Below are 17658 nucleotides of genomic sequence, written 5' to 3'. Positions count from 1 at the left end.
GTTAGGCGCGCTCGTAGATGGTGAGAGTATCGTGGCCGAATGTCTCGCTAGCATGAACCTTGTAGGCCTGCGACTGCGTGATTTTCGACAGGGGCAATGCATCGAGCGCATCGACGCCGCCAGCGCCGACCTCGTCCGCGCCGCGGAACAGCCAGATCTCGTCGACGAGGTCGGCTGACACGAACGAAGCCGCAACGCGGCTGCCACCCTCGACCATCAATCGGGTGATCCCCTTCTCAGCCAGCGCGTGCAGAACAGCCGGAAGATCGAGCCCGGATGCATTTCCAGCCGGCATGCGCATGATCTGTGCACCGGCCGCACCGAGACGGGTCGCAGCCGCCGCTTCTGCGAGTTCGGACGCCATCACCCAAAGCGGCGTCTCGCGCGCAGATCGAACAAGCTGGCTCGCGGCCGGAATGCGCAGATTCCGGTCGAGGACGACACGTACCGGAGAACGTAATTCCATGCCCGGCAAACGGCAGTTGAGCTGCGGATCGTCCGCCAGAATCGTGCCGATGCCGACCAGGATGGCGTCGCTCTGCGCGCGCAGCAGATGCACGCGGTCGCGCACGGCTTCGCCCGTGATCGCGAGCGGCTTGCCGCCGGCAGCGCCGATCTTGCCGTCGGGCGAGACTGCAAGCTTCAGGACCACATGCGGACGCTTGTCCCTGATACGACGAAAATGGCCGGCGTGGTCGAACGCCGCCTCGGCGGCACACAGGCCCACATCCACGGTGATGCCGGCAGCGCGCAGGCGCGCATGCCCCTGCCCCGCGACCTCAGGATTGGGATCCTCGATCGCGGCCACCACGCGCTTGATGCCCGCCGCGATCACCGCATCCGCACAGGGCGGCGACTTGCCGAAATGCGAGCACGGTTCGAGTGTGACATAGAGCGTGGCGCCCCGCGCCGCCTCGCCCGCCCGTCGCAATGCTTCAGGCTCGGCATGCGGCCGTCCACCTGCTTGCGTCCAGCCCCGGCCGACGATGACACCATCCTTGACGATGACGGCACCAACGGCGGGATTGGGCCAGGTCCGCCCCTGCCCGCGCTTCCCCAGCGCCAGCGCCAGCTGCATGAAACGGCGATCGGCGTCCTTGGACTCGCGGATCCTCGCGGCGAACTGATCTTCCAGGATGCGGAAGATCATTTGCGGATCGCGGCGAGCCGCGCTTCCTCCTCGCCGGAGAGCTCGCCCAGCACCTCGGCGAAATCCTTGGCCTCGCGGAAATTGCGGTAGACGGAAGCAAAGCGCACATAGGCGACGTCGTCGAGCGTGCGCAGATGCTCCATCACGGTCTCGCCGATCACCTCGGAAGAGATCTCGGCTTCGCCCCCGGTCTCGAGCTCGCGCACGATGGTGGAGACCATCTTCTCCACCCTTTCGGGATCGACCTGCCGCTTGCGAAGCGAGATCTGGACCGAGCGCATCAGCTTGTCGCGATCGAACGGCACGCGGCGGCCGTTGCGCTTGATCACCGTGAGCTCGCGCAGCTGCACGCGCTCGAAGGTGGTGAAGCGGAAATTGCAGGCGACGCACACGCGCCGCCTGCGGATGACGGAAGAGTCCTCGGTCGGACGCGAGTCCTTTACCTGCGTATCGAGACTGTTGCAGTTCGGGCAGCGCATCCGAGTACCTTGATCCCTAGACTTGGCCTCTTACTGATAGATCGGGAACCGGTCGGTGAGCGCCTTGACCCGTTCCTTGATCGCGGCCTCGACCAGCGGCGCCTTGCCGTCGTCGGATTGCGCGATCGCGTTGAGGACCTCGGCGATCATGCCGCCGACCTGCTGGAATTCGGCTACGCCGAAACCGCGGGTCGTCGCCGCGGGCGTGCCGAGACGCAGGCCCGAGGTGACGAACGGCTTTTCGGGGTCGAACGGAATGCCGTTCTTGTTGCAGGTGATGGCGGCGCGGACCAGCGCCTTCTCCGAGACGTTGCCCTTCAGGCCCTTCGGCCTGAGGTCGACCAGCATCAGATGGTTATCGGTGCCGCCGGAGACAATATCGAAGCCGTGGCTCTTCATCGTCTCGGCGAGCGCCTTGGCGTTCTCGACGACGTTCTTCGCATAGACCTTGAAGTCCGGACGCAGCGCCTCGCCGAAGGCAACCGCCTTGGCCGCGATCACATGCATCAGGGGACCGCCCTGCAGGCCCGGGAAGATCGCCGAGTTCAGCTTCTTGGCGAGCACCTCGTCATTGCTGAGGATCAGGCCGCCGCGCGGACCACGCAGCGATTTGTGCGTCGTCGTGGTGGTGACGTGGGCGTACGGCACCGGCGAGGCATGCACGCCGCCGGCCACGAGGCCGGCAAAGTGCGCCATGTCGACCAGCAGGTAGGCGCCGACCGAATCCGCGATCTCACGAAAACGCTTGAAATCCCAGGCGCGCGAATAGGCCGAGCCGCCGGCGACGATCAGCTTCGGCTTGACCTCTTCGGCCTGCTTCGCGACCGCATCCATGTCGATGAGCTGGTCCTCGCGGCGCACGGTGTAGTGCGAGGCCTTGAACCACTTGCCGCTCATGTTGACGGGCGAGCCATGGGTGAGATGGCCGCCGGCCGCGAGATCGAGACCCATGAAGGTGTCGCCCGGCTGCAGCAGCGCCAGGAACACCGCCTGGTTCATCTGGCTGCCGGAGTTCGGCTGCACATTGGCGAAATTGGCGCCGAACAGCTTCTTGGCGCGATCGATCGCGAGGTTCTCGGCGACGTCGACCCACTCACAACCGCCGTAGTAGCGCGCGCCCGGATAACCCTCCGCATACTTGTTAGTCATGACCGAACCCTGCGCTTCCAGCACGGCCCGGCTGACGATGTTCTCGGAGGCGATCAGCTCGACTTCATGACGCTGCCGGCCAAGCTCGCCCTTGATGGCGGCGGCGATTTCCGGGTCGGCCTGCTCGAGCGAGGCGGTGAAAAACGAATCGGGCGCGGAGGCGGTCTTTGCGAGGGTCATCGTGGAATATCTCCACCGCCGCAGCCCTGCGGCGGGCTACGGTCGGTCTGGTGTGGCGGTCGGAAGCAGGCGCGACTTACCACATCCCCCCGTCCCGGCCAAGCATTTGCGGGTCGGGCGCGGGAATTATGCCAGATATGGTGGGGATCACAGGATTTGGCCCCGCAACTTTGCCGGGCTCGTACGGCGCCAACGCACGGATTGGGCCGCTGCGTCGCTTACCAAGCCGGATCGATGACCTCTCAGGGGGAGATGGACCCGGCGCCGTTGTCTACAGCCCGGTATACCCCGCCTTCACAGGGTCCACGCTGCCGTCGAGCTGCCGCAGATAGGTCAGACCGCAGACGGTCAACCTGTGGGTGTCCTTCTCGCCGGCTTCCATCAGGGTGTTGAGGTAGTTCGTCACCTTTTCCCGCGCCTCCTCGCTCGCCGCCGCGGTCCGGTTGGCGAGCAGGTCATAGGTCTTCATGATGCGGTCGATGGCAGCTTCCATGGCACCCTCTGGTCTTGCGGAATTGTTGCAATCCTGCTCAGGCAACCGCGCTGGCCTCGCCCTGCGCCTCGAAGCGCGCGATCGCCTTGTTGGCGAGCCTGATCTTGTTGAACTCGCCGTGCTGGAGCAGCTTGATGAGGATCTTCAGCAGGCGTTCATCGGTGACGAGCGTGTCGGGGATCGCGCCGGAGCGGCGCAGGTAATTCGCGGCGATGGCATAGGCATCACTCACGAGCTCGACGTTCAGAGCCTCCAATCCGCGCTCGACCAGCATCGCGTCCTCCGATCCAGAGAGACAACTGCGGCGCGAAGTCCTGGTTCCGACGACAATGACAATTTTTTCGCACGTGCGAAGGCAGATGCGAAAGAACGTCAAAACGCGCCGGTCCGGGTCAAGCCGGGCCGACGCGCTGGGGGAAGTCAGGCACGTCAGGGAAGGCTCGCCGGTCTTGTTGCGGCCGGCTTGGCCTTGATCCCTGTGGGAACTCAGAGCCGATACAGGATCTGGTCGGTCCAGAACCGTTCGAGGCGGTGCAGCGACTTGTTGAGAGTCGAGAACTCCTCGCCGGAGATGCCACCGACCTGCTCGACCGTCTTGACGTGCTTCTGGTAGAGCGAGTCGACGATGCGGCGGACTTCCTGGCCCTGCGGCGTCAGGCGGATGCGCACCGAGCGGCGATCAACGCGCGAGCGCTGATGATCGAGGAAGCCGAGCTCGACGAGCTTCTTCAGATTGTAGGACACGTTGGAGCCGAGATAGTAACCGCGCGTGCGCAGCTCGCCCGCGGTCAGCTCCTTGTCGCCGATGTTATAGAGCAGGAGCGCCTGCACGGAATTGATGTCGGCGCGGCCACGACGATCGAACTCGTCCTTGATCACGTCGAGGAGCCGGCGATGCAGCCGCTCCACCAGAGTCAAAGCTTCCAGATAGAGCGACTGCACCGAACCCTGCGGGCCGGAAACGCGCTCTGCGGCATCTGCCGCAGTTGCGACGGCTTTCATCATGACACTTCCCCTGTTGTCGTTTTTATCGACACTTATTCGACGCAACTTGTGTTCCGTCTGATAGGTCCAACTTAAGGGGGCCGTTTGAAGATCGGCTTAAATAAGAGAATAAAGAGATCATGAATTTAAGACAGTGAATTGCGGATTAAGCCTGTGCCACAAGCACTTTTCGCAACCGTCTGTTGACCGTGGCAAGGTCCTGTTCACCCTCCGTCCGCCCCCGTTGTCGCATTACAGAACAGCCCCGCCCCGTTTCGAAACGCAGGCGTAAGAGCTGTGGCCGAAATCGCCAGGTCAATGAAAAGTTACCTCGAATTTGAGGCAACCACGGGTCAACCAAGTCACCACAACTCCGCTTTCGCGTCCGGCACGAGCGAAGCGAGACCTATGCGATTGCGGAGAGATGGGCCCCGGCTCAGCAGCGCATCACGACGTGCTGCGCTGCGTCCGGGGCACGAGCGCGGGGGCGAGACAACGTCTGCGCCCTACGGCGGCCGTTCGCGCGCGGCCATCCAGGCGAGCGCCAGATAAGCGGCGAGCATGGAGGCTTCGACGCCGACGACGATCAGGCTGCCGCCGTAGATGCCCGGGAACATCAATTCGATCACCGCCATCGAGACCACGGTCGTGAGCCACACCACCGCGCCCCAGGGCGTGGCGAGCCACAAGCCCACAGCGGCGACGAGTTCGATCACGGCGAAGTAGATGGTCGAGGCCTGCCAGGCCATCGACTGGTTCTCGAACGCCTCGTCCTCGCCACCGACGAAACCCGTCACCTGCGCCCAATGATAGAGGCCCTTGAGGATCGACAGCAGCGCCATCACCCGCAGGAACAACACCAGTCGGCGCGTCCAGACATTGTCGTCGGACTCAGATCGCTCCGACGAGATCGCCGCCACCGACAACGCACCGTCTCGGGAGTTGTCCCTGACGGCATCCCTGGCACTGGCGCTGTCGCGGGCCGCATCGCGGGTGGAAATCTCGGACATGGTCCCCTTCTGGCTGGTTCGCCCGGCAAAATCAATCGGCAGCGCGGGCGGTTCAAATCTGCCTTGCGGAAGGTCAAGCCGCGGTGACGGGAACCATGCGAGCTGGTATAAGAATAATTCCAGCCGGGAGAACAGTGATGGCGATCAAATACGGACGTCCGATCGAATTGCGCGAGGTCGCGCGCGGGACGGGTGCACCGGTGCCCCATGCCCTCGATCTGACCGTCCGCCCGCGCCGCAATCGCAAGGCCGAATGGGCCAGGCGCATGGTGCGCGAGAACGTGCTCACCACCGACGACCTGATCTGGCCGCTGTTCCTGATCGACGGCAACAACAAGCGCGAGCCCGTCGCCTCGATGCCCGGCGTCGAGCGCCTCAGCGTCGACCAAGCCGTGCGCGAGGCCGAGCGCGCCATGAAGCTGACGATCCCCTGCCTCGCGCTGTTCCCCTACACCGAGCCGTCCCTGCGTGACGAGGAAGGCTCGGAAGCGACCAATCCGGACAATCTGGTCTGCCAGGCGGTGCGCGCGATCAAAAAGGAATTCCCCGACATCGGCGTCCTCTGCGACGTCGCGCTCGATCCCTTCACCAGCCACGGCCATGACGGCCTGATCTCCGACGGCAAGATCCTCAATGACGAGACGGTCGCGGTGCTGGTGCGCCAAGCCCTGGTGCAGGCGGAAGCCGGCTGCGACATCATCGCGCCCTCGGACATGATGGACGGCCGCGTCGCCGCGATCCGCGAGGGGCTGGATCGTTCCGGTCTGCTCGACGTGCAGATCATGGCCTACGCGGCCAAATACGCCTCCGCCTTCTACGGCCCGTTCCGCGATGCCATCGGCTCGGCCAAGACGCTGACCGGCGACAAGCGCACCTACCAGATGGACAGCGCCAACACCGACGAAGCGCTGCGCGAGGTCGAGCTCGACATCGCCGAAGGCGCCGACATGGTGATGGTGAAGCCCGGCATGCCCTATCTCGACGTGGTCCGCCGCGTGAAGGACACCTTCGCGATGCCGACCTTCGCCTACCAGGTCTCCGGCGAATACGCGATGATCGCGGCAGCAAGCGGCAACGGTTGGCTCGACGGCGACCGCGCCATGATGGAGAGCCTGCTCGCCTTCAAGCGCGCCGGCGCCGACGGTGTGCTCAGCTATTTCGCGCCGAAGGCGGCGGAGAAGCTGCGGGCGCAGGGATAACCAGCAGGGATAACCACTTGCGTCGTTCCGGGCGAAGGCCGGGACGATACCGGCAATTGTGGCACGAGCTTCGCCGGCCTCCCCGCCCACGAATCGCCCGAATATTTCCGCTTCTTAACGCCCGCGCGCCCTTGGCAGGCGAAGAGCCTGTTCCCATGTCCTGCCGCGGGGACTTTCCTCTGGAGAGCGGACATGTCGTACTCGGACTCGGGCAACACCTGGCGCAATGACGGCGGCACGCAGCCGCACGCCTATGATCCCTATCTGCATCCGGAACTGTTCCGCGGTGTTGCGACGCGGCGGTCGTTCGCGTTCCTGATCGACATGGTCGTGATCTCAGTTCCGGTCATCCTCGGCTACATCTTCATCGCGGTGTTCGGCGTGGTCACGCTCGGCATCGGCTGGGCGCTGTTCTGGCTGGCCTGGCCGGCCTCCGTGGTCTGGGCCATCGTCTATTACGGCGCCTGCATCGGCGGTCCCTCGTCGGCGACGATCGGGATGCGGATCATGGACCTGGAGCTGCGCACCTGGTACGGCGCGCCCGGCTATTTCGTGCTCGGGGCCACCCATGCCGTGCTGTTCTGGGTCACGGTGTCGTTCCTGTCGCCCTTTGTCGTCCTGGTCGGCCTGTTCAACGGCCGCCGGCGCCTGCTGCACGATTTCGTGCTGGGAACGGTCGTGATCAACAATTCGGTTCGGGCGCCCGTGCCGCAGGCAGCCAGAACGTACTGATCAAGAACCTATCAACCCGGATCCATTAAGCTGACGGACCTGACCTGCCCAGCAGACCGATTGACCAGGGGCCTTCGTAGCGCGATGCTGATACCCATTTCGGAGGCCCACGACGTCCCTTGACCCAGCACTCGCGCGACACCCCCCAATTTTACCTCACGGCGCCGTCGCCCTGCCCGTATCTGCCGGGCCGGCATGAGCGCAAGGTGTTCACGCACCTCGTGGGGGATCGCGCCGGCGACCTCAACGACCTCCTGACCCATGGCGGCTTCCGTCGCAGCCAGTCGATCGCCTACCGGCCGGCCTGCGACCAGTGCCGGGCCTGCGTCTCGGTCCGGGTGGTGGCCAACGAATTCCGTCCGTCCCGCAACTTCCGCAAGGTGATGGCGCGCAACGCCGACATCATCGGCGAGCAGCGCAGCGCGGTGCCGACCTCCGAGCAATATTCGGTATTCCGCGCCTATCTCGATGCCCGCCACCGCCATGGCGGCATGGCCGACATGACCGTGCTCGACTACGCCATGATGGTCGAGGACAGCCATGTCGAGACCCGCATCATCGAATACCGCAAGCGCGGTCCCGACAGCGGCCTCACCGGCCGCGGCGAGGAGCTGATCGCAGTCGCGCTCACCGACGTGCTCAGCGACGGCCTGTCGATGGTCTATTCGTTCTTCGAGCCGAGCCAGGTCAGCCGCTCGATGGGCACTTTCATGATCCTCGACCACATCGCGCGCGCCCGCCGCCAGGGACTGCCCTACGTCTATCTGGGCTATTGGATCGAAGGCTCCAAGAAGATGGACTACAAGGCCCGCTTCCTGCCGCAGCAGCGCCTCGCGCCCTCAGGCTGGCTGCGCATCGACGCGCAGGGCGATGCGGCGTCCGAGCCGCAGGATTAGGAAACGATGTTTCCGCGTGGCGCCGAGCGCGCAGGCGCAGCCGCGCCACCGACGCAATGTGTCGATGCGCGCCGTTTCGGTGTCCAGGCTCTGCTCTGGTCGTTCCTGGCTTTGGCAGCGACGGCCGATGCCCACGCCTGCGATGCCGGCTTCAAGGACTATTACGGACGCTGCGTCGAAGCCAAATCGCCGCCTGCCAAGCTTCTCAAGTTCCTCAAGGACTATGGGCAGCAGGCGAACAAGGTTGGCGAAGTCGCCGATCTCTTCGCCTCCGACATTCCCTTGTTCGACAAGCCAGACCCCGGCCGCAAGATCATCCATTCATGGAAGCGCCCGAGCGCAGACATCGAGTCCGAAGCAAAGATCGAGAAAGTGCTGCCGGATTTCTACTATGTGACGGTCAGCATCTACGATGGCCCAACGTCATGCGGTTTCGATGCGAACAAGGCAAAGGGACCGAAGGCCACGCTACGAGGGTACATACCCAAGACCAATCCGCAAGATGTGCCATCGCTCTGGAAGTTCAGGCACCTGAGCGGGCTGTGCTAGCGGCCAGGCGCAAGCGCTCTCACGCGAAAAGCGTATCCACCAGCAGCTTCACGTTCAAAATCACGATGACGCCCGCGACGATCCACGCGATCGCGGCGACGGACGCCGGGATCGCGAACTGGCCCATCTTGCGCCGATCCGAGACGAAGCGGACCAGCGGGATCACGGCGAAGGGAAGCTGCATCGACAGCACGACCTGGCTGAACACCAGCAGATCCGCCGTGCCGCGCTCGCCATAGATCGCGGTGACGATGATCACCGGAATGATGGCGATGCCGCGCGTCAGCAGGCGGCGCGCCCAGCTCGGCAGGCGCAGGTCGAGAAAGCCCTCCATCACGATCTGGCCGGCGAGCGTCGCCGTCACCGTCGAGTTGAGACCCGAGGCGAGCAGCGCCACCGCGAACAGCGTCGAAGCGATGCCGAGGCCGAGCAGCGGCGAGAGCAGCTCGAAGGCCTGGCCGATCTCGGCGACGTCGGAATGGCCGCTTCTATGGAAGGTCGCGGCCGCCACGACGAGGATCGCGGCATTGATGAACAGCGCCAGCATCAGGGCGATGGTCGAGTCCGTCGTCGCCCATTTGATCGCCTCGCGCCGGCCCTCGTCGTCGCGCGCATAGGCGCGCGTCTGCACGATCGACGAATGCAGATAGAGATTATGCGGCATCACGGTCGCGCCGATGATGCCGATCGCGATGTAGAGCATCTCGGAATTGGTGAAGATCTCGGTCTTCGGCAAAAAGCCGTGCAGGACGTCCGCAACCGGCGGAGCTGCCGCCACGATCTGGACCGCAAAGCACACCGCGATCACCGCCAGCAGCGCCATGACGAAGGCTTCGAGGAAGCGGAAGCCGCGGTTCATCAGGAGCAGCAGCAGGAAGGCGTCGAGCGCGGCAAGCAGCGCGCCGCCGATCAGGGGAATGCCGAACAGCAGTTTCAGCGCGATCGCCGTGCCGATGACCTCGGCGAGATCACAGGCGATGATTGCCGCTTCGCAGGCGAGCCAGAGCAGGACGTTCACCGCAGGCGAATAGGTGGCGCGGCAGGCCTGCGCGAGGTCCCGGTCGGTGACGATGCCGAGCCGCGCCGCCAGCGACTGCAGCAGGATCGCCATCAGGTTCGAGAGCAGGATGACCGAGAGCAGCGTGTAGCCGAACTTCGATCCGCCGGCGAGGTCGGTCGCCCAATTGCCGGGGTCCATGTAGCCGACCGAGACCATGTAGCCCGGACCAACGAAGGCCAGCAGCCGCCGCCACCAGGCCCCCGCCGCCGGGATGGCCACCGTGGCGTTCACCTCGGACAGGCTCCTGGTCGCCGGCGCGTCATCGCGCCAGCCGGCGGCCGAGCCTTGAGTCAGGTCTTTAGGCAGGTCCTGGGACAGCTCTGGGGTCAGATCGGGCGATCGGGCATCCATGGGGCGAGAATACCGAAGTCGAATCTTATTGCAACTCATTTGCAACTGCATCTAGCCGCATCGGTTCCCTTTGCCAGGAGCGTTGTACCCAGCCCAGTCGGGAAGCGGGTGGGTTTGACCGCCCCGGAAGTGAATATTGGCGGCATCACGCGATTGCAGGAAATGCGCCATGTCAAATCCGCCCCGCCTCCCCGACACCTTCAACCGCCTCGCCTGGTCCAATCTCGCGGCACAATCGGCCGAGCAGATCGCGCTGGCCGCGGCGCCCATCGTCGCCGTGCTGACGCTGGGCGTCGCCGAGGGCCAAACCGGCCTACTCCAGACCGCCCTCACTTTGCCCTTCGTGCTGTTCGCGATTCCCGCCGGCCTGCTCGTCGACCGCATCTCCCGCCGCTCGCTGATGGCAGGTGCCGAGGCGCTGCGCGCCGCGGCGCTGGGTGCCATCGTGCTGCTGCTCGCGTACGGCGCGCTCAATCTGCCGCTGCTGGCGCTGCTCGGCTTTGCCGCGGTGTGCGGCACCGTGGTCTACAGCGTCGCCGCGCCGGCGCTGGTGCCCTCGCTGGTAGCTGCGGAGCTGCTGCCGGCTGCGAATGCCCGCATCGAACTTGCCCGCACCATCGCCTTTGCCAGCGGCCCTGCGCTCGGCGGCGCACTGGTCGGGTGGTGGGGCGCGAGCCCGGCCTTCGGCTTTGCTGCCGCGCTCTCGGCGATCGCCGTGGTGCTGCTCTCCGGCCTCTACGAGCCGGCACGTGCGCCCATGCCGCGCCGCCATCCATTCCAGGACATTCGCGAGGGCGCCGCGTTCGTATTTCACCATCCGCTGCTGCGGCCGGTCTTCATCACCCAGTTCATCTTCAACACCGGCTGGTTCCTGCAGATCGCGGTGTTCGTGCCCTACGCGGTCCGCCATCTCGGCCTGACCGCCGCCGGTGTCGGCTCCGTGCTGACGATGTACGGCGTCGGCATGGTGATCGGCGCGCTGTTCGCCACGCGCGTGATGAAGCGCATCGCGTTCGGCACCGTGGTTGGCCTCGGCCCGGTCACCGGCTTCGTCGCCGCTGTGGTGATGGCCCTGACGGTGCTGGTGCCCTCGCCCTGGCTTGCGGGCTTGAGCTTCTTTCTGCTCGGCGTCGGGCCGATCCTGTGGGTGATCTCGACCACGACCTTGCGTCAATCGGTGACGCCGCCGCGGCTGCTCGGCCGCGTCTCCGCCATCAACATCATGAGCTACGGCGCCCGTCCGCTCGGCTCGGCACTCGGCGCCATCGTCGGCGGCCTCTGGAGCGCGGAAGCCTGCCTCTATCTTGCCGCCGCCGTGTTCGCCGTCCAGGCGCTGGTGATCTGGCTCTCGCCCGCAGTGACGCTGGATCGGCAGCCGGCCATGGTGGGAGATGAGGCGGCGGTGGGCTGTTAGGCACACCGTCATTGCGAGCGAAGCGAGGCAATCCGGAAATGTTTCCGTGGAACCAGTCTGGATTGCTTCGTCGCAAGGGCTCCTCGCAATGACGGAGTATGTGGAAGCAGCCCGGGCCTAATTCGCCAAGTAGCGCTCGTAGCTGCCCGTCACCGGCTCGCTGGCGTCGACCTCGGGATCGAGCGTGTAGAGATCCTGCGCACGGCCGATGCCGCGCAGCGCGTAGCGGCCGGTGGAGACGAGATAGCGGCGGCCGGCCGCATCCAGCCCCTTGTAGAATTCGGCCGAGGCCAGCAGCTCGCGATCGACCGAGCGGCTCATCGAGGCGATGCGGCTGACCTCGTTGACGGTCGGTCCCACCACGGTGAAATCGAGCCGGTCCTGGCTGCCGATGTTGCCATAAAAGACCTCGCCGACATGCAGCCCGATATAGGCCGAGGTGGTCGGACGCCCCTCCGCCGCCCGGCGTGCGTTCAACGCCGCGACGTTTTGGCGAAAGAGGTGCTCGGCCCGCAACGCGGCCCGCCGCGCATCCGCCATGTCCTCGCCCCAGAACATCGCGAGCACGCCGTCGCCGATCAGCTTCAAGACGTCGCCGCCGGCCTCGTGGATCGCGTCGATGACGGCTTGCGCATAATCGTTGAGGAACGGGATGATCTCGTCGGGGCCGATGCTCTCGCTGATCCCGGTCGAGCCGCGCAAATCCGAATACCAGAGCACGGCATTGATGCGCTCGGTGACGCCGCGCGAGATGCGCCCGCGTAGCACCTGCTCCGAGGCGTCGCGGCCGAGATAGACCCGCCCCAGCGTCCGCACGATGTCGACCTGCTGCGCCGATTTGATCGCAAGTCCCAGCACCGGCACGAGGTCGCGCAGCGCGGCGAGCTCGGCGTCGCTAAAACCATCGTCCCGCCGCGTCGTCCAATAGGAATAGAGGCAGTCCATCTGCCCGAGCGCGCCGGTCTCGCCGAAGCGGTGCACGAAGGCCAGGAAATGGCGGTGGCCGTTTTCGGCGAGCTCGCCGATCTGCGAGAAATCGAGCGAGGGCGCGTCCGCAAGATCGATCACCATCTCGTCGTTGCCATGCTCGAGCAGATGATAGAACACCGAGCGGCGCCAGTTCTTGGCCGCATCGCCCTCCGCCGTCGAGCCGTACTCGACGACGTCGCTCTCGTTGGTCGGCGTGTCGCTCCAGCGGAAGGCACGTCCCTCGTAGATTGGGTGCAGCGTATCGATGACGACGAGCCCGCGCGAGAGTTCCAGCCCTTCGGCGCGGCAGCGCTCGCAGAAACCGCGCAGGAGTTCGGGTTCGGGAAGGCCGGTGAGCCCCTGGCCGGCCAGCCAGTTCATCAACGCAAGGCGGGAGGAGAGTTGCATGCGCCATTATGGCGTGCATTCGTGACGAACGAAAGGCCGCAACCAGGCTCCCGTCCGCAGCAGGTCGAATATGCCGCGAACGCTGTTGACGCACTTTGCGCGCCGGCTGCAAATGCAAAATGATGACACCAGCGACCGGAAACACGGGGACATGAGCCAGCGCCAGCTTCCGATCATCCTGGCGCTCGGCACGACGCAGACTCTGGCCTGGGCTTCCAGCTATTATTTGCCGGCACTGGTCGCCGATCCCATGGCCCACGACCTCGGCATTTCCACGAACTGGATCTTTGGCGCGTTCTCGGCCTCGCTCGTGATCTCCGCGTTGCTCGGGCCACGCATCGGCCGGCAGATCGATCTCGTCGGCGGGCGGCAGGTGCTGTCCGCCTCGAACCTGACCATTGCTGCAGGTCTCGTCCTGCTCGGCCTTTCGCAATCGGTGGCTTTGATGGCGTTCGCCTGGCTCGTGCTCGGCATTGGCATGGCGATGGGACTCTACGACGCCGCCTTCGCCGCGCTCGGCCGCATCTATGGCACCGAGGCGCGCGGCTCGATCACCGGCATCACGTTGATGGCGGGGTTTGCCTCGACCGTCGGCTGGCCCCTCACCGCCTGGGGACTGGCCCATATCGGCTGGCGCGAGACCTGTTTTGCGTGGGCCGCCGCCAACATCCTGATCGGCCTGCCGCTCAATTTCTTCATGCTGCCGGCGATCAAGGGCGCCCAGCAGGCTGCGGCAACAGCCGAGAAGCCGCACGTCCCGCTCGACCGCACCATGGTCCTGCTCGCCTTCGTGTTTGCGGCGGTCTGGACCGTCACCGGCGCCATGGCCGTGCATTTCCCACGCATCCTGGAGGCAACCGGCGCGAGCCATGTCGAAGCGATTGCGGCCGGTGCGCTGATCGGCCCGGCGCAGGTGGTCGCGCGCATTCTCGAAGCCAGCATTCTCTCCCGCTTCCATCCGCTGTGGTCGACGCGGCTTGCGTGCCTCACCCACCCGATTGGAGCCGCCGTCGTCGCCATCTTCGGCGCCCCCGCCGCAAGCGCCTTTGCGCTGCTGCACGGCTCCGGCAACGGCATCCTGACCATTGCGCGCGGCACGCTGCCGCTGTCGATCTTCGGTCCGAAGGACTTTGGCTATCGCCTCGGCATCATCGGGGCGCCGGCGCGGATGGCACAGGCGATATCGCCACTGGCCTTCGGCCTGCTGATCGATGTGATGGGCGCCAAGGTGCTGATGGTCTCGTCTGCGCTCAGCCTGTCGGCGCTGTCCGCGCTGTTCCTGATCCGCGCCGGGAGCCGGCCGGATTGACGGGCTTGCGGCTTTCGCGCACAAGCGCAGCATGACCGAAGACAACAGCCCGCCCCGCACCCTCAAGGGCCTCCTGCGCTGGGCCATGACCCCGCCGCAGGCCTGGGGGGTCTATCTGCTCGCCGTCCTGCTGGTGTGGCTGGTCTCGTTCTATGCCGGCACGCTGAAGCCGAAAAAGACGCCGGAAGGCGCCCCGCCGGCCGTGACAGCGCCGCGCTGAAGCCTGCCGCGCTAGGCGGCCCGAACCTCCTCGACGAAGCTGCCGACCTCGCTCGTCAACTGCTCGGCCTGTCGCGACAGACCGTCCGCCGCACTCAGCACCTCGCTCGCCGCGACGCCTGTTTCGGTGGCCGCCTTGCTCACGCCGCTGATGTTCGTCGTCACGTCCTTCACCGACTGCGAGGTCTGTTGGACGTTGCGGGCGATTTCCGCCGTTGCCACGCCCTGCGCCTGGACTGCCGTGGCGATCACGTTCGAGATCGAACTGACCTCTTCGATCGTCCCCGCAATTGCGCGGATCGCGTCGACAGCCTCCTTGGTGGCACCCTGAATTTGCTCGATCTGGGCACCGATATCCGCCGTCGCTGACGCCGTCTGGGTTGCCAGCATCTTCACCTCGGAGGCGACCACGGCAAAGCCTCTGCCGGCCTCCCCGGCCCGCGCCGCCTCGATCGTCGCGTTCAGGGCGAGGAGGTTTGTCTGAGCGGCGATAGCCTGAATCAGGGTCACCACCTCGCCGATCTTCTCGGCACCCTCGGCCAGGGTCTGAACGATCCTGTCGGTCCGCTGCGCATCGGCCACCGCGCGTCCGGCGATCGTCGACGATTGCGCGACCTGCCGGCTGATCTCCGTGATCGATGCCGTCAGTTCCTCGGCCGCAGAGGCAACCGTGCTCGCGCCGACGCTCGCTTCCTCGGCGGCGGCGGCAACGGTTGTCGCCTGCCCCTTGGTCTGCGTCGCGGTGGAGGACATGGATCGCGCCGTTGTCTCGAGCTCGGTCGCTCCCGACGCCAGCAGCGCCACCATGGCCCCCGCCTTGGCTTCGAAATCGCTGACAAGGCCTTCCAGACGGGTCGCGCGCTTCTCCTTGACGATCCGCTCGGCGGCCTGCTCACCGGCCAGCCTGTTGGTCGTGGCCATGGCCTCCTTGAACACCTGCACGGCTTGAGCCATGCCGCCAATCTCATCCTTGCGGACGGCGAATGGCACCTCGGCCTCCTCGTTGCGGGCGAGCCGGGTCATGACGTCAGAAAGTTCCGAGATCGGCGTCAGCAGATGACGCACCAGCAGCACCGACGAAGCCACCGACAATCCCAGCACGACGAGGATGGCAGCAGCAGCGAAGAGGATGCCGCCGAGCCCGTCGGCTTCGTCCCGCTCGGCCACCGCCTGCGCGTCGCGTAGTGCGGCATCGCGGATCCCCAGCAGCGAGGCATTCGCGGCCGTGGCGGATTTGCGCCACTCGTCCACCGGCACCGCGTAAGGCGTGCCATCGAATGCCGCCTTCGTCAGCGCCTCGCGCAGCGGCTTGTCCGAGCCGAAATAGCGGTCCCGGGCCGCGCCGACGCTGGCCCGCGTATTCTTGGGCGCGAGAACGTCGTCGCCACGGTCGAGGATTTCAGCCCAGAGCCGCATCATCTGGCCATTGGCGGCATTCAATTCGTCCCGTTCCGCCAGGGTGGCCGGACGGTTCGACGCCACCAGCCCCGAGATCAGCAGCGAGACCTGGCCGGCGGTCTGCCGGATCACCCAGCCCTTCTGTGCGACGTCGAGCAGATTGCCCGCCGCGGTGCTTAGCCGCATCGTCGCCTTGATGCCGGACTCCAGCAGTTCATTCAGGCTGGCCATGGCCTCGGCGTAGTCGCGCATGGCCTTGGCGGCGGCGCCGCTGGGACGCTCGGTCAGCGGCTTCTTCCAGTGCGAAGCGGCCTCCTCGCGCGCGGCGGCTATCTTCGCCGTGGCAGCCTTGACCCGCTGCGTCAGGTCGGCGTCGCCGCTGCCGAGCGCTTCCAGCTTCGCCAGCGCCTCGTCGCTGCTGCGGCGATTGTCGGCAAATTCCCTGAGCACCGCATCATCGGCCGCGGATTTGCCGAGCAGCGCGCGGTTGACCGGACCTCGCTCGATGGTCAGGTTACCGACGACGTCGAAGCCGGCGGCCAGGCGCGTCTCCAGGGCATGCGCCGCGATGGCGTTCTGGTAAGCGATCCAGCGCTCCCGCAGTTGCAGCCCCGACGTCAGGACGACGACGCCCGACATCAGCGCCGCAATCGCAATACCCGACCGCTTGATAGACATGCCCCGCTCCTCATTCGCATCGAACTTCGACGTGAGGACCGGCCCCCGCCAGCTCCCACGCTCTGCACGTGCCTTACTTCAGTTCGAACTCGACGAGCTCGACGGTCGACGTCCCCACATTTCGCATGGTCCGAACCGGACCCGTATTCTGCCAGGCGAAGTCGCCATATTTCAGGTTCAGCTTGTGGTCCGGCTTGCCCTGCACGCCCTCGACCAACATGCCGCCCTGCACCACGATGCGCACGCCGGGCGCGGCCTGCGTCATCGCCGGCGCAACCTGGCCGGGCTGGAGGATCAGCCGCCAGGCCTGGACGCGGTGGTTATCCATCACCGAGATGTAGGGCTCGGGGCGCGCCTGCGGCGAGAAGCGGCCGGGCTCTGAATCGAACAGTTCAAATCCCATGATCCGGAAGTCGCTGGCGCCGACATTGGCGACCTGGTGCACGATCGGTTTCTTCGTGTAGTTCGTGAACAGCACTTCGCCGACCTTGCGCGGCGTAATGACGGGCTTGCCGCCGAGCGGCGTCCCCTCCGCATCCGACACGGCCATGTACACCTGGGCAAAGTCCTTGGTGTGACTGTGATACGCCGCGATCTGTCCGGACGGGATCGTCACATTCATGAACTGCAGATAGTCGTTCTTGAATGTCTGATCATGAAAGCTCGCGAACTCGACCGGCACGATCTCGGGATTATCAGCGGCGCGAACGCGCCCCGGCACAGCCGCAGCACCGATCACTGCGCAACAACCGCACAAGAACTGACGCCGTCCGATCGCATTTCGCATTTGCTTGCCGTACCGCTGATTGACTTACGCTTGCATGCTTATCGACCGACTCTTTAAAGGACGCTTAAGTGACGTCTCTTCGGAATTTCGGAGAATGCATTGCTGCTCTTCCAAATTGCGCGCCTATTTGCATCATCGATGACCGCTTTGACGAAACTATAGGCAGCACAAAGGACGGCGAGCCGCTTGCACCTGCATTGAGCTGCACGACGTCCTGCTCCGCGAGGGATTATTGGTAGAGTTC

Annotated in this window: 18 protein-coding genes; 7 read left to right on the top strand and 11 right to left on the bottom strand. The window is 65.4% G+C overall.

The annotated features are described in order from the left end of the window. Position 1: 1 nt before the first annotated feature. From ribD to G8O24_RS12635, 7 genes are all read right to left on the bottom strand, one after another. The gene (gene ribD / locus G8O24_RS12665; RefSeq protein ID WP_188099671.1) at positions 2-1150 is read right to left on the bottom strand and encodes a bifunctional diaminohydroxyphosphoribosylaminopyrimidine deaminase/5-amino-6-(5-phosphoribosylamino)uracil reductase RibD; all 1149 of its coding nucleotides are present in this window, start codon (positions 1148-1150) and stop codon (positions 2-4) included. Continuing rightward, entirely contained in the window at positions 1147-1629 is a 483-nt protein-coding gene (gene nrdR / locus G8O24_RS12660; RefSeq protein WP_188099670.1) for a transcriptional regulator NrdR, read from the bottom strand. The genes ribD and nrdR overlap by 4 nt, the downstream gene beginning before the upstream one ends. A gap of 30 nt (positions 1630-1659) precedes the next feature. Further along, positions 1660-2958, bottom strand: a complete 1299-nt coding sequence (gene glyA / locus G8O24_RS12655; protein WP_188099668.1) for a serine hydroxymethyltransferase — start codon at positions 2956-2958, stop codon at positions 1660-1662. 271 nt (positions 2959-3229) lie between these two features. After that, the gene (locus G8O24_RS12650) at positions 3230-3451 is read right to left on the bottom strand and encodes a hypothetical protein (RefSeq protein ID WP_188099667.1); all 222 of its coding nucleotides are present in this window, start codon (positions 3449-3451) and stop codon (positions 3230-3232) included. 37 nt (positions 3452-3488) lie between these two features. After that, a complete protein-coding gene (locus G8O24_RS12645) occupies positions 3489-3725 on the bottom strand; it encodes a hypothetical protein (protein WP_188099665.1) in 237 nt (78 codons plus the stop codon). A gap of 212 nt (positions 3726-3937) precedes the next feature. Continuing rightward, positions 3938-4456: a transcriptional regulator LdtR gene (gene ldtR, locus G8O24_RS12640; RefSeq protein ID WP_188099663.1), complete on the bottom strand. Its 519-nt coding sequence runs from the start codon at positions 4454-4456 to the stop codon at positions 3938-3940. 485 nt (positions 4457-4941) lie between these two features. Next, positions 4942-5445 (bottom strand): DUF6163 family protein, encoded by a 504-nt coding sequence (locus G8O24_RS12635; protein ID WP_188099661.1) that lies wholly within the window; start codon positions 5443-5445, stop codon positions 4942-4944. A gap of 137 nt (positions 5446-5582) precedes the next feature. Between G8O24_RS12635 and hemB the strand changes: the two genes are divergently transcribed. From hemB to G8O24_RS12615, 4 genes are all read left to right on the top strand, one after another. After that, positions 5583-6644, top strand: a complete 1062-nt coding sequence (gene hemB, locus G8O24_RS12630) for a porphobilinogen synthase (protein WP_188099659.1) — start codon at positions 5583-5585, stop codon at positions 6642-6644. A gap of 192 nt (positions 6645-6836) precedes the next feature. After that, positions 6837-7376 carry an RDD family protein gene (locus G8O24_RS12625; RefSeq protein WP_188099657.1) on the top strand — a complete coding sequence of 180 codons (540 nt, stop codon included), beginning with the start codon at positions 6837-6839 and terminating at the stop codon, positions 7374-7376. A 119-nt stretch (positions 7377-7495) separates the two neighbouring features. Continuing rightward, positions 7496-8272: an arginyltransferase gene (locus tag G8O24_RS12620; RefSeq protein WP_128926091.1), complete on the top strand. Its 777-nt coding sequence runs from the start codon at positions 7496-7498 to the stop codon at positions 8270-8272. 6 nt (positions 8273-8278) lie between these two features. Then, positions 8279-8821, top strand: a complete 543-nt coding sequence (locus tag G8O24_RS12615) for a hypothetical protein (RefSeq protein WP_188099655.1) — start codon at positions 8279-8281, stop codon at positions 8819-8821. A gap of 19 nt (positions 8822-8840) precedes the next feature. On the opposite strand, the gene G8O24_RS12610 is transcribed toward G8O24_RS12615, so the two are convergent. After that, entirely contained in the window at positions 8841-10232 is a 1392-nt protein-coding gene (locus G8O24_RS12610; RefSeq protein WP_188099653.1) for an Nramp family divalent metal transporter, read from the bottom strand. A gap of 169 nt (positions 10233-10401) precedes the next feature. On the opposite strand from G8O24_RS12610, the gene G8O24_RS12605 reads away from it, so the two are divergent. Further along, positions 10402-11646: an MFS transporter gene (locus G8O24_RS12605; protein WP_188099651.1), complete on the top strand. Its 1245-nt coding sequence runs from the start codon at positions 10402-10404 to the stop codon at positions 11644-11646. A 117-nt stretch (positions 11647-11763) separates the two neighbouring features. Here the strand turns inward: G8O24_RS12605 and G8O24_RS12600 are convergent, their stop codons facing one another. Then, positions 11764-13023: an adenylate/guanylate cyclase domain-containing protein gene (locus G8O24_RS12600; protein ID WP_188099649.1), complete on the bottom strand. Its 1260-nt coding sequence runs from the start codon at positions 13021-13023 to the stop codon at positions 11764-11766. Between the two features lie 151 nt (positions 13024-13174). Here G8O24_RS12600 and G8O24_RS12595 point away from each other — a divergent pair, with 151 nt between their 5' ends. Then, positions 13175-14332, top strand: coding sequence for an MFS transporter (locus tag G8O24_RS12595; RefSeq protein WP_188099647.1), 1158 nt, complete (start codon positions 13175-13177; stop codon positions 14330-14332). A gap of 31 nt (positions 14333-14363) precedes the next feature. Then, positions 14364-14552 (top strand): hypothetical protein, encoded by a 189-nt coding sequence (locus G8O24_RS12590; RefSeq protein ID WP_188099645.1) that lies wholly within the window; start codon positions 14364-14366, stop codon positions 14550-14552. An 11-nt stretch (positions 14553-14563) separates the two neighbouring features. On the opposite strand, the gene G8O24_RS12585 is transcribed toward G8O24_RS12590, so the two are convergent. Then, on the bottom strand, positions 14564-16588 hold the full coding sequence (locus G8O24_RS12585) for a methyl-accepting chemotaxis protein (protein WP_244645834.1): 2025 nt from the start codon (positions 16586-16588) through the stop codon (positions 14564-14566). A gap of 112 nt (positions 16589-16700) precedes the next feature. Beyond that, positions 16701-17348, bottom strand: coding sequence for a hypothetical protein (locus tag G8O24_RS12580; protein WP_188099642.1), 648 nt, complete (start codon positions 17346-17348; stop codon positions 16701-16703). Positions 17349-17658: the final 310 nt, after the last annotated feature.

Origin of the sequence: Bradyrhizobium campsiandrae, assembly GCF_014529705.1 — a bacterium.
In the GTDB taxonomy this organism is placed as follows: domain Bacteria; phylum Pseudomonadota; class Alphaproteobacteria; order Rhizobiales; family Xanthobacteraceae; genus Bradyrhizobium; species Bradyrhizobium campsiandrae.
The sequence above is the reverse complement of the archived record's forward strand: the minus strand, read 5'-3'. Positions and strand labels throughout refer to the sequence as shown.